Origin of the sequence: Methylobacter psychrophilus (assembly GCF_025583945.1) — a bacterium.
Classification (GTDB): Bacteria; Pseudomonadota; Gammaproteobacteria; order Methylococcales; family Methylomonadaceae; genus Methylobacter_C; species Methylobacter_C psychrophilus.
Genome location: NZ_JAOEGU010000003.1, coordinates 51892 through 65341, shown reverse-complemented (window position 1 = coordinate 65341; position 13450 = coordinate 51892). Strand labels below are relative to the sequence as shown.

The following is a 13450-nucleotide window of genomic DNA, read 5'->3' as shown; positions in this document are numbered from 1 at the left end:
CTCAAGCTGAAGCTTTACTGCCATTAAGAAATTATTTTCGATTGGGAACCAGTCAATCGCCGAATAAACCGATATTTTTACGACGTTTTAAGCCCATTACGCCGATCATGCCGCTCAAGAATAGCCAGACTGCACCGGGTAATGGCATAGCAGCAGTTATTGAAGCGGCGGCAACATTGCCCGGATGAACAGCCCATGCATCCAGCTCCTTAGACTGAATGGAAGGGCCCGGGTAGTCAGCGCTGGCATTTTGGATCAAGGTAAGGTCTTGCAATGAGTCATAAACCGTCAAAGGGCCACTGGGGATTAATGACGCATGGGCAGTACCAGTTGCTACGAGGCCAATAATCAAGGCTAGTGCTAAACGTGTTTTTTTAGGTTGCATATTGTTACCTATAGAAAATTTTTATTAAATTTAATGTAACCCGACTGGCTTATAAGGCGCCGTGGCTGTCCGTCCTTATCTTGTAATAAGTTTGGCTTTTTTATTCGTCAATCATGCGCACTTGGATAAAAGTGGGACATAATCTTGAAATTTCTTTAAGCAGGCAAGCTGGCCTGCTTATAAATGCTTAAAATTGTTGCTATTTCAAAACCGTAAATAAACAATAACGACTAAAAATAGTGAGTCGGGTTTTGAATGGTAACAAGTACTCTACAGGCACCAAAGTCATGGGCTGTGCTGAGGTACGAAGCGCATCGTTCGTGATTGATACGATATTTTGGTGGCGCTATTGAGTGGGATTAGTCAGGTTAATGGCTGCTGTCAATAAATATTAAGACAATCTACAGCAGAAATTTCGGTTTTTTTCAGGTACAACTGCTTTGCCCAAAATGACGATTTTTCAAGATTATCTTTAGTTGACCAGTTTATGGTCGCGTTGACGCATACAGGTTCTGAATGCTCGTTTAAAGTCCTCGTTGGCTTCATAGCCTTTCCACAAGCCAACGGGGATAGCTAATATAGCACCCCCTGCGGCACCTGTTGCCGCACTGCCGGCTATAGCGCCAATAGCTGCACCACCTGCTGCACCGGTAACAGCACCAACACCGGCACCCATAGCGACTTCTTTGGTGATATCGGATGCTTGATCTGCCAGTGTCTTACACTCAGCCATGTCGCGCTGAACGGTTTCCGGATGTTCGTCCATGCGAGGATCAAGAATCGGACGCCAGCCACTCATAGAGGCGCACCCTGTGGCTAATGCGGAAACCACCAATATTATGGGTAAATTATATTTTTTCATGTTTTTCTCCAAAAAAGGATATAGGTCAAATAGCGTGAAAAATTTTCCGGTAATCATCGCTAGTTTACTGATTTTATGGCGGTTACTATCATGATGGACTGAAATAGCAGTCACTGAAAATAGTAAATATTGGAGGCAGGTTTTACCTGTTTAAGTGTCTTAGTCGACGATGATAACGGCGGAAAGCACGTCTTACGATAGGGTACAGTCGATCAAACCCCATCCTGTTTTCCAGGTCGGATTCTTTTTGTTTGGTATTCAACAGAACAAAAAGATGTTGGGCTTGATTTATTAAAAGTTCATTGTCCATTTCCAGTCACCGCTAAGTTACTACTTCTTATATTGTTTGATTTAAAGCCGACTTTACGTGCAAGTTTACGACTGCGTACAGCTTACATAAACAAGATGAGAGGAAGCCTGTAGGTTTGATTAAGATTAGATAAAGATAGACATAAATTTAACAAGGTAAATGAAACACCTACATTGCATATTGACTATGTTTACCGATTAATGACCGCTATTGGGCTGCTACCTGACTGCTATCAGTCAAACTGCTCAATTAACCGGATATGGTAAAAAATCCGTCCACTTAACTTCGCCACCGGCTTCGTCAGGTGTCGGTAACATGGCAACATTCCAGCCTCCGCCCAAGGCTTTAACCAGCTGAACCGAGGTTCCCAGTCGATTGCCCAAGAGTTGTACCGCCGTTTGCTGGTTATTTAGCGCCACCGCCTGAGCGGTCATTACATTCAAATAACTGACCATGCCGGCCTGATATTGATTGGAGATCATCGCCAACGCTTCGCGAGCCGCTGTCACGGCTTTGTCCTGAACTTGCGCTTCTTCTTCGAGAATCCGCAGTGCCGCCACATTATCTTCAACTTCCTGAAAACCGGTAAGTACGGTCTGTTTGTAGAAAGCCACACTGGCGTCGAAACCATCCAGGGTTTGCTTATACTGTGCGTTTTTTCCGCCACCATCCAAGAGCGTCAACGCTGCTCCTGCAGGTCCCAAGGCCCAGTAACGTTTGGCGGCAGTAAATAGTGTCGACAAGGTATTGCTTTGAAAGCCGGTACTGGCGCCCAGATTTATCGTGGGGAAAAAGGCGGCTTTTGCAACACCGATCTGGGCGTTGGCAGCGGCGATTTTACGTTCAGCGCCGGCAATATCAGGACGTCTTTCCAGTAATTCCGACGGCAGACTGACTGGAATCGGCGGCGGTGTGATATCCAGCGGTACTGCAATCAGGGATAACTCGGTAGGCGATTTACCTGTCAAAACCGCAATAGCATGTTCCAGTTTTGCACGCTGCACGCCAAGATTAATGCCTTGTGCACGGGCTGATTCCAGCTGGGTTTGGGCTTGTACGACATCGGTTCTGGCGACAACACCGGCGGCATAACGATTTTTGGTGATTTCCAGGGTTTTGGTATAAGCGGTTACGGTTTCATCAAATACTGCTTTTTGTGCATCCAGAGACCGCAATATAAAATAATCTTCAGCCAGAGTCGCCTGGGTAGATAGTTGCAAAGCCTGCAAGGTAGCGGCACTGGCTTGGGCGCTACCTTCATTGGCTTCAACCTGGCGTCGGATACTGCCCCATAAATCCGGCTCCCAAGCCAATGCCACGGCGGCACCGAAAAGATTTTTAACGCCACTGACAGCAACATTTTGACCACTGGCAGCACGAAACCGGTTAGTAGTACCGGTAACAGTCGCGGTGGGAAAGTAAGCCGATTGTGCGGAGCGCACCAGATCCTGAGCCTGGCGGTATTGTGCTTCGGCCTGGGCAATCGATTGATTACCGCTGATAACCTGCTCTTCCAGACCGTTAAGCCGGGCATCGTTGAAGATTTCCCACCATTTGCCTGCCAGTAAATTGTCACGGGGCTGAGCCTGCTTCCAGCCTTTTATTTCCTTAAAGTTATCGGGAATGGCTGTTTGTGGGCGCACATAGTCAGGCCCGACGGTGCAGCCGGTCAGTGGCAGGGTTGATAATGAATAAATCAGGGTTGGGATAATACGAAAATTCATGAAAATCTCAGATGCACTAAGCAGGTTTATCAGCCAGTGTAGCGGCGCGATTAAAAAAACGGCGATGAAACCACAGCCGGAAACGATCCAGATAAATATAAACGACGGGAGTGGTGTACAACGTTAGCAGCTGACTGAAAATCAGTCCGCCGACAATGGCAATGCCCAGTGGTTGACGTAGTTCTGCGCCGTAACCACTACCCAGAGCCAGTGGCAGGGCACCGAACATTGCTGCCAGTGTCGTCATCATGATCGGGCGAAAACGCAGCAAACAGGCCTGAAAAATCGCTTCGGAAGCCTCCAGTCCTTGCTCACGTTCGGCCTGTAAGGCAAAATCTATCATCATGATGGCATTTTTTTTGACGATACCAATGAGCAAAATGACACCGATCAAGGCAATGATGCTGAATTCGGTGCTACAAGCTATCAACGCCAACAGGGCACCGACTCCTGCCGAGGGTAAAGTGGACAGGATGGTCAACGGATGAATGGTACTTTCGTATAAAATTCCCAGCACAATATAAATACTGAGCAAAGCGGCCAGGATTAAAAAAGGCTGATTGTGTAACGATTCCTGAAAGGCTTTTGCAGAACCTTGAAAACTACCTTGTATCGAATTAGGCACGCCAATATCAAGCATGGTTTTCTCGATTAGTTGGGTAGCAGTAGACAGTGAAGTGCCGGGTTGAAGATTAAACGACAAGGTAGCCGCAGCAAACTGACCCTGATGATTAACCGACAACGGCGTGGTGGTCGGTGCAAAGCTGGCAAGCGTCGACAATGGTACCTGGCGTGCACCAACCTGTTCGCCGGATGGTAAACGTTCGGCGGGGACACTAATGTAAATCTGTTTTAAGGCTTCAGAACTTTGCCAGTATTCGGGTGCCAATTCCATGATTACCCGATATTGGTTAAGCGGATTGTAAATCACCGATACCTGACGTTGACCAAAGGCGCTATTAAGACTGTTGTCGATCATGGCCTGGCTGATGCCATAGCGGGATGCCATATCCCGATTAACCACCAAACCGATCTGTTGGCCTTTGTCTTGCTGGCTGGTATTGACATCGCTGAGTTGCGGTAGCTTGGACAGCGCAGCAATGACTTTTGGCATCCATTCCCGAAGCAGGGTAAGGTCGTCGGATTGCAGCGCATAGTCAAAAGATCCGAAAGACGGGCGGCCGCCGATACGTAATTCTTGCGCAGGAAACATGTGCAGTTCGGCACCGGGAATGCGTTTGACTTTATCACGCAAGCGCCCCATGACTTCTTCAATGGGCGCGCGTTCATTGTGCGGTTTGAGTATCACGAAGACTCTGGCACTATTACTGCTGGAACCGGCTCCACCAAATCCGGCCACATTACTGACGGCCGGATCTTTCATTAATAGTTCGGAATATTCATAAAGCTTTTTTTGCAGGGACAAAAAAGACGTCCCTTGGTCGGTTTGAATCTCACCGATTAATCTGCCGCCATCCTGAGTCGGGAAAAAGCCTTTGTCGATTATTGTGTACAGATAAACATTGAGGCCGATGGTGCCGAGCAAAATCAACATCATGATACGGCCATGATGCAGTGCCCAGCGTAGTGAACGTTCATAAGCCGCTTGCAACCAGTCGAAGGCAGATCCTATACCATTATAAATACAGCCATGCTTTGGACTTTCCTTGCCCAGCCAACGCGCACAGAGCATCGGCGTGACCGTCAGCGAGATCAGCAACGACACCAGTACCGCCGCTGACAGCGTTACCGCAAACTCCCTGAACAAGCGGCCGACTACACCACCCATCAATAAAATAGGTAAGAATACGGCAATTAGCGAGACACTCATCGCCATTACGGTAAAGCCGACTTCCTTGGCTCCCAATAATGCCGCCTTAAAAGGCGGGACACCTTTTTCGATATGGCGATTGGTGTTTTCCAGAACGACAATGGCATCGTCAACGACAAAGCCTGTGGAGATGGTCAATGCCATCAGGGTTAAATTATTCAGACTGTAGTTAAATAAATACATGACGGCACAGGCGCCGATCAGTGATACAGGTACCGCTATAATCGGTACAACTGTCGAGCGAAAATCCCGTAAAAACACCAGTACCACCAGAATCACCAAGCCAATGGCAATTAACAAGCTGTGTTCGACTTCGGTAATTGAGGCCCTGATAGTTAACGATCTATCAACCACTACCGACAAATCAATAGTGCCGGGAATGTTGGCGCGTAGTTCCGGCAACAAGGCCAGAACTTCATCGACAGTTTGAATGACATTGGCGAGTGGTTGTTTTCTGATAATCAGCAATACGGACGGTTTACCGTTTTTAAGTCCGGTATTGCGCAGATCTTCTACAGAATCAATGGCCTCACCAAGATCAGCGATGGTAACCGGAGCGCCGTTGCGATAGCTGACGATTAACGGCATATAATCAATGGCTTTACGAGCCTGATCGTTAGCCAGAACCTGCCAGCGTTGCTTGCCGTTTTCTATGACTCCTTTGGGGCGTGTAACGTTGGTTTGGGTGATGGTATTTCTGACATCCTCCAAACCGATACCATATTTGCTCAAAGCGTTGGGATTTAGTTCAACCCTTACCGCTGGTAAGGCGGCGCCGCCGATCTGTACCTGGCCAATACCGGGAGTCTGTGCTATTTTCTGTGCCAGAATGGTCGATGCCACATCGTATAGTTGACCGCGACTAAGGCTATCCGAGGTTAACGCCAATATCAAAATTGGCGAGTCGGCCGGATTATCGCGCCGGTAAGTAGGGCGATTGGGCATATTGACGGGCAACAGGCTGGCAGCGGCATTAATCGCCGCTTGCACATCACGGCAAGCACCATTGATATCACGATCCAGATCAAATTGCAGGGTAATCTGGGTAGATCCCAATGAGCTGCTGGAGGTCATTTCGGTAATGCCCGCGATGCGTCCCAACGCCCGTTCCAGTGGCGTGGCGACCGAAGTCGACATGGTTTCAGCGCTGGCGCCGGGAAGCTGGGCCTGCACACTTACCGTCGGGAAATCCACCTGCGGCAACGATGACACCGGTAAATTTAAAAAGGCCAGCGTACCCACCAGAGCGATGGCAATTGTTAATAGTGTGGTGGCCACCGGTCGATAGATAAACAGTGCCGATAGATTCATTACAAACTGCCCTCGTTTTCGACAACTTCGGTTGGATTAAGGCGCACCCAACCGGAGACCCGTCTGGCCAGATTATCCATCCATAAATAAATGACCGGCGTGGTATATAAGGTTAATAACTGGCTGACCAATAAACCGCCGACCATGGTAATGCCCAAGGGATGGCGTAACTCCGAGCCAACGCCACTGCCCAACATCAGTGGCAACGCGCCCAGTAATGCTGCCAACGTGGTCATTAGAATCGGTCGAAAGCGCAGTAAACAGGCTTGAAAAATAGCATCGGCTGGCGGCATAAGGTTTTTGCGCTCGGCTTCCAGGGCAAAATCTATCATCATGATGGCGTTCTTTTTGACAATGCCGATCAACAAAATAATGCCGATGATGCCGATAATACCCAGATCACCGCCAGAAATTATCAGTGCCAGTAATGCACCGACTCCGGCAGAAGGTAGTGTGGATAAAATGGTGATCGGGTGAATATAGCTTTCGTACAGTACGCCAAGGACAATGTACACGGTAATAATGGCCGCCAGAATCAACCATAGCGTGTTATCCAGAGAGGCTTTAAAAGCCAGTGCCGCGCCCTGATAACTGGTACGGATGCTTAATGGTAAACCGATCTCGTCTTTGGCGCGGTCGATAGCTTTCACGGCATCGCCCAGTGCGGCACCATGAGCCAGATTAAACGACAGCGTGGCTACCGGAAACTGGTCGAGATGATTGATCGATAATGGTGTTGGCCGTTCCGATATTTCAGCTATCGCCGATAACGGAACTTGAGTGCCATTGCCGGAAGGAATACGTAAATCCTTGAGGGTTTCCGGGGAATGTTGGTCGGCAGGATCAACTTCAAGCACGACCCGATATTGGTTGGACTGGGTAAAAATAGTCGATACCAGTCGCTGCCCATAAGCGCTGTACAGTGTGTTATCGACTGCAGCAGTCGTGATGCCAAGGCGACTGGCGGTACTGCGGTCTATATTGACATAGACCTGCCGGCCTTGGTCCTGGACATCACTGGTGACATCGCTAAATTCAGGTTGGCCGGTAAGTTGCTCTACCAGCCGTTGGGTCCAGCGGTTAAGTTCCTCCGGATCCGGGGTTTCGAGGGTAAACTGGTATTGGGTACGACTGACCCGATTTTCCATAGTCAGATCCTGTACCGGTTGTAAATACAAGGTAACGCCGCTCAATTCGGCCAGTTTGAGTTTTAATCGGGCGATCACTTCGGAAGCGTTGACGGTGCGTTCGGCGTGCGGTTTCAGATTAATCAGGAAACGACCGCTATTGGGTGTGGTATTGATGCCATCGACACCGATAAACGAAGAAAGATTATCGACTGCCGGGTCTTCAAGAATCAGTTTACCCAGTTTTTGCTGATACTCGGCCATTGCTGAAAAAGATACGTTTTGTGGTGCTTCCGAAATACCCTGAATAATACCGGTATCTTGTATCGGGAAAAAGCCTTTGGGAATGGCGATGTACAGTGTCACGGTTAATGCTACGGTGGCGAAAAAAACCAGCATGGTTAACGTTTGTCGTTGCAACACCCATTCCAGGCTACGGCCATAAGCGGCAATTAATTTGTCGAACCAGTCGACGGCTTTATCAACTTCGTTATTGCCATGTTTGGAGTCCTGACGCAATAATTTGGCGCACATCATCGGTGTCAGGGTGAGCGATACCATGGCAGAAATCAGGATTGCTACGGCCAGGGTAATGGCGAACTCCCTGAATAATCGCCCGACTACGTCACTCATAAACAGTAGCGGAATCAGCACGGCAATCAGTGAAAAGGTCAACGAAATGATGGTGAAACCAATTTGTTCAGAACCTTTCAGTGCGGCTTTTAACGGCGACTCGCCGCGTTCGATGTAGCGGGAAATGTTCTCAATCACCACGATGGCATCGTCGACCACAAACCCCGTAGCAATGGTTAGTGCCATCAGGGTCAAGTTGTTAATGCTGAAACCGGCCAGATACATGACGATAAAGGTACCGACCAGGGACAGGGGAACAGCAATGCCAGGAATGATCGTGGCAGGCACATTGCGCAGAAATACAAAAATGACCATTACCACCAGCACAATAGCCAGCAGTAATTCAAATTGCACATCATGTATTGAGGCGCGTATCGTCACGGTACGGTCGGTTAACGGTACGACTTCAATGCTAAGCGGTAAGGAGGCCTGTAATTTTGGCAGCAGTTCTTTTATGCTGTCGACGACTTCGATGACGTTTGCTCCCGGTTGACGTTGGATATTGACGATTACCGCGGCCTTGTCATTAGCCCAGGCTGCCAGGCGGACATTTTCGGCGCCGTCTACGACGTCGGCTACTTCAGACATTTTTACCGGTGCGCCGTTACGGTAGGCAATGATCAAGTCGCGATATTCCGCCGCAGAGCGCAGCTGATCGTTACTATCAATGATTGCCGAGCGCATCGGACCATTAAACATACCCTTGGGTTGATTGACGTTGGCGGCCGCGATTACCGTGCGTACATCTTCCAGACTAATGCCATAAGCTGCCAGTGCTTTGTGGTTGACTTGTACGCGTACCGCCGGCCGCTGGCCACCACTAATGCCAACCAAACCGACGCCGGGTAACTGGGCGATTTTTTGCGCCAATCGGGTATCGACCAGATCTTCAACCTTGAATAAGGGCAACGCTTTGGAGCTGATTGCCAGCGTCATAATGGGTGTGTCTGCCGGATTAACCTTGCTGTATATGGGTGCTTGCGGTAAGTCGTCGGGGAGGAAATTACTGGCTGCATTAATTGCTGCCTGTACTGATTGCTCGGCAACATCCAGATCCAGGGTTAGATTAAATTGCAGGGTAATTACCGAAGCACCACCGGAACTGGTCGATGACATTTGGGTAAGACCGGGCATTTGGCCGAACTGGCGTTCCAGTGGCGCAGTGATCACCGAGGTCATGACATCGGGACTGGCACCCGGATACAAGGTGACTACTTGTATGGTTGGATAATCAACTTGCGGTAAGGCTGAAACCGGTAACAAGCGGTAAGCCAGTATGCCGACCAATAACATGGCCACCATTAACAGTGAGGTCGCCACCGGCCGTAAAATGAACAGTCGGGAAGGATTGAAATTCGCCAGCGCTTGCGTTGAGGATGTCATGATTATGAACGCCGATCGCGTTTACGAAACCTGGCTTCGGGTTTGGTTGATGTATCGGGACTGGCCGCTACGGTCTGGCCATCTTTTTGGGCGATATCGACCAGGCTACCTTCGTGAAGCCGGTCGGTACCTTCTACTACCACTGTTTCATTGGCAGCAAGGTTGGTCAGCACGACTACTTTGTCGGCTTCGATTGGCCCCACGGTAATTCGGCGCAGTTGTGCTTTTTTTTCCTGATTGATTACATAAACAAACGCGCCTTCGCCATCATGCTGAATGGCGGCACTGGATACCAGCGTGGCGTCGGGCAGAGTTTCCAGATGCATTTTGACGTTGACGAACTGATTGGCGAACAGAGTGCTTTCGTTATTATCAAATTGCGCCTTTAGTTTTAGTGTGCCCGTAGTGGGATCAATCTGGTTATCGATGGCCAGTAATTTACCTTCGGCCAGTTTGATTTTTCCGGCACGGTCATAGGCAACCACGGTAACGGACTGATTGGAGCGCCAACGTTGTATCACTGGCTGTACCTTGTCTTCGGGCAGGGTAAATACGACGCTAATGGGTTGTAGCTGGGTAATTACCACTAAACCGTTTGTATCATTGGTATGAACAATATTGCCTTGATCAATTTGGCGCAGTCCTGCCCGTCCGGGAATCGGCGAGGTTAGTCGTGCATAGCCAAGATGGAGTTTGGCGTTATTGACCTGGGCTTTATCCATTTCTACGGTACCTTGATATTGTTTAACCTGAGCTTGCTGGGTCACGGTCTGTTGAGCGGAAATGGAGTCCTGTGCCAGTAGTTTCTGATAGCGGTCATGGTCTATTTCGGCATTTTGTAGTAAAGCCTGATCACGTAGCAACTGACCTTCAACCTGTTGCAACTGTATTTGAAACGGGCGTGGATCAATTTCCGCCAGTAGCTCGCCTTCCTTAACCATTTGGCCTTCGCTGAAAGCTACCCGCACCAGTTCGCCGTCAACTCTGGGTCGTAACGTTACGGTTCGCAGCGCGGTTACCGTGCCCAAACCATTCAGATACACAGGAAAATCAGCTTTTCCGGCAGTTTCTATCGCTACAGCTGCCGGTACCTCATAATTTTCGCGTCCACGTTTACCATCAGCGGCACCAAACTTGCCATCGGGCGCCGCTGAGGACTGCTGAAAATAAAAGCCGACGGCCGTAATCGCCAACACGATCAGTGAGCCGGGCAGTATATAAGCCCTGCGTCGACCGGCGAGTGGCGTTGATTGGTGGTGCTTGTTTTCACTCATACGAACAGTTTTTAATTAAGGGTTTGAGAACGGATGGCTTGGATGCCCGCCAGAGAAAATTGCACGATGTGTTCGGCAAAAGCTTTGCTGTCGCCCAAGTCGCTGGCAGGGCTACGAAAATGGCGGGCATTTTGCATGTGTTTTAAGCGTAACAAATGAAAACATTGGCCCATAATACTGGTATGGCAATATTGAATTTGTTGATCGCTTGCTGCTTGCCCAAGGCATTCTTTTAACAAGCCAATCATTTGCAAGCGTTGCGGATTGATTTCTTTTTCCATAATGTCGGAAAGCAGTCGGGTTGGCTGTGCCATTTCTTTATTGATAATGGCAAAAGAATAAGAGTTATCGTCAGTAACCCGATTGATTAATGACCGGATTCTTCCGGCTAAACGCTGTTCAGCCGAGGCATCGGTCCTTACTCCACCATTTGGAGGATACAAACTCAGTTCCTTGTTAAAGGCAAATCGCCAGGATTCCAGATACAGCGTTTCTTTATCGCGAAAATGATAATTAACTGAAGCGATATTGGTTTCTGCTTGTTCGCAAATTTCGGCTATCGTCGATTCCTGAAAACCTTTCTCCGAAAAAATGCGACTGGCTGCTGTTAACAGGCGATTACGGGTCTTTTCAGACTTGGTTTTCAGGCTAGTCATAGGCTAAAAAAATGAACAAGTGATTAATCCCGATGGCTAATTAAAATTTATAATTCAAACGTACATTAGGTTAAGCAAAACACATGCCAAACAATGGCCTGTTGTTATTGGTTAATTATTCTTGTTTTAAGCCGATGCGCTGTTTAAATATCAGCACCCTTTGCTTACGGCATGACTGCCAGACAACAGTCCGCTATTTTTTATAGCGGGTGCCATAATGGATGTTCGTTTTGAATTTTATGTCAGCCGTAGGTATGGCATGAATTAGCTAAATCTATTGATTTAACCAATGTTGCGAAGTTAAAAAGCTTGCCGAACGAGGTAAGTGATCTTTTTTAAAGATATGCAAATCTAATAATATCGTTTTATTACATATAATGATTGTTCTATCATAAACACCAAAGCCAATGAAATTGGTATTAAGATTTGATAATTTTGGCTACCAACTTAAAATCGGGACAGATAATAAGCTTTAATCCCTTAAAGGGATGGTATCGGTAAAATCGTCCCACTTTAAATTGGCAGCCATGATTTCTGCTACCTGATTTTTATCACAGGGTATAGTGATAAAGAAGGTCTTTTAGGCAAACTGGCAAGGTACCATCGCTGAAATTTTCCGGCATCAATAAACGCTTAATAAATTTGTGTTCTTTGTAGTTTTTATGAGGTTTTGGTAACAGTAATGATTTGATTTAAACCAGGATGATGTGCTTGACGTGGAGTACCCCATCCAATTTTTGCAAGGCAAACGAGTACATTATTATGGATACATTTATAGGCAGAAATTTTGCCAATGGACAAGAAGACCAAGCCTCGACGTTGCTGGCGTTTGATGAATTACAGTCGCGTTCGTTGTCATTGTCTGTCCGTGCGACTGCTCTGGTTTTTGAAGATCCTGTTTCTCGTCGATTACTGGAACAGATTGAACGTATTGCGCCTAGTGACGCAACTGTTTTGATTATTGGTGAAACCGGAACCGGTAAGGAGCTTGTCGCCCGCCATGTTCATGCCCTTAGCAAACGCAGTAAAAATGTTTTTGGGGCATTAAACTGCGCAGCATTGAGTGAAAACCTGATCGAGAGTGAATTATTTGGTCATGAAAAAGGCTCGTTTACCGGCGCTTTTACCAGTAAAGAGGGCTGGTTTGAAACGGCTAACAAAGGCAGTTTGTTTCTTGATGAAGTGGGTGATTTGCCCATGGGTATGCAGGCAAAATTACTGCGCGTGCTACAAGAACGCGAAGTGGTTAAAGTGGGTTCCAGGCAACCTGTGCCGGTAGATGTCAGAATTATTGCCGCGACCAACGTCAATCTGGAACAGGCTGTTGCTGCTTCTCACTTTCGCGCCGATTTATATTACCGTTTTAACGTTGCAACCATTCAGTTAAGTCCTTTGCGTGAAAGACCGGGCGACATCATGCCTTTGGCGAGGCACTTCTTGAAGATTTACGGAGAGCGATTGGGTTATGGCGAAATCAAGTTATCGCCAGCCACCGAAGTTACTTTATTGAATTATGATTGGCCAGGCAATATCCGCGAACTTGAAAATGCCATTCACCGTGCGATTCTGGTTTGCCCCAGTAATTGTTTACGGCCTGAAGACTTTCAGTTATCCGGCATTAGAATTCTGGAACCAGAGTCAATTGTGTCAATGACGTCTTTGGAAAATGCATTGCAGCGTCTTTGTGAACAAGCGCCACCCAAACTATTTGAAATTATGGAAGAGACAATTATTCGAACCGCTTTTGGATTCTGCGAGGAAAATCAGGTTCAGACCGCGCGTTTGTTAGATATTAGCCGTAATGTATTAAGGCATAAGTTGGGTCTCTATGGGATGCTGCCAAATACCCCGAAAAAAACATTAGCGGCCTGTAACGGGGTGGAAGCTTAAAGAAAAGAGGCTAGCAACTTTTGGTCGGGACGCCTGTAGATAATTATTTCCCGCCCAGGCTTAA

The 13450-nt window shown here is 47.8% G+C and carries 8 protein-coding genes and 1 riboswitch; of the genes, 1 reads left to right on the top strand and 7 read right to left on the bottom strand.

Going from position 1 to position 13450, the window contains the following annotated elements; genetic code table 11:
• Positions 1-52 precede the first annotated feature (52 nt).
• The 7 genes from N7974_RS02455 to N7974_RS02425 all read right to left on the bottom strand — a co-directional run bounded on the left by N7974_RS02455 (position 53) and on the right by N7974_RS02425 (position 11496).
• Complete coding sequence (locus N7974_RS02455; protein WP_262964102.1) at positions 53-385, bottom strand: hypothetical protein; 333 nt, start codon at positions 383-385, stop codon at positions 53-55.
• A gap of 31 nt (positions 386-416) precedes the next feature.
• Positions 417-491, bottom strand: a riboswitch (cyclic di-GMP riboswitch).
• Between the two features lie 366 nt (positions 492-857).
• Positions 858-1247, bottom strand: coding sequence for a glycine zipper family protein (locus tag N7974_RS02450; protein WP_262964101.1), 390 nt, complete (start codon positions 1245-1247; stop codon positions 858-860).
• Positions 1248-1802: 555 nt separating this feature from the next.
• A complete protein-coding gene (locus N7974_RS02445) occupies positions 1803-3281 on the bottom strand; it encodes an efflux transporter outer membrane subunit (RefSeq protein WP_262964100.1) in 1479 nt (492 codons plus the stop codon).
• 16 nt (positions 3282-3297) lie between these two features.
• Positions 3298-6423 carry a multidrug efflux RND transporter permease subunit gene (locus N7974_RS02440; RefSeq protein ID WP_262964099.1) on the bottom strand — a complete coding sequence of 1042 codons (3126 nt, stop codon included), beginning with the start codon at positions 6421-6423 and terminating at the stop codon, positions 3298-3300.
• The gene (locus N7974_RS02435; RefSeq protein ID WP_243220936.1) at positions 6423-9566 is read right to left on the bottom strand and encodes an MdtB/MuxB family multidrug efflux RND transporter permease subunit; all 3144 of its coding nucleotides are present in this window, start codon (positions 9564-9566) and stop codon (positions 6423-6425) included. Before N7974_RS02435 ends, N7974_RS02440 begins: the two co-directional genes overlap by 1 nt.
• A 2-nt stretch (positions 9567-9568) precedes the next feature.
• Positions 9569-10840: an MdtA/MuxA family multidrug efflux RND transporter periplasmic adaptor subunit gene (locus N7974_RS02430; RefSeq protein ID WP_262964098.1), complete on the bottom strand. Its 1272-nt coding sequence runs from the start codon at positions 10838-10840 to the stop codon at positions 9569-9571.
• A gap of 11 nt (positions 10841-10851) precedes the next feature.
• Positions 10852-11496: a CerR family C-terminal domain-containing protein gene (locus N7974_RS02425; protein WP_262964097.1), complete on the bottom strand. Its 645-nt coding sequence runs from the start codon at positions 11494-11496 to the stop codon at positions 10852-10854.
• 762 nt (positions 11497-12258) lie between these two features.
• On the opposite strand from N7974_RS02425, the gene N7974_RS02420 reads away from it, so the two are divergent.
• Positions 12259-13386, top strand: coding sequence for a sigma-54 interaction domain-containing protein (locus N7974_RS02420; RefSeq protein ID WP_262964096.1), 1128 nt, complete (start codon positions 12259-12261; stop codon positions 13384-13386).
• Positions 13387-13450: the final 64 nt, after the last annotated feature.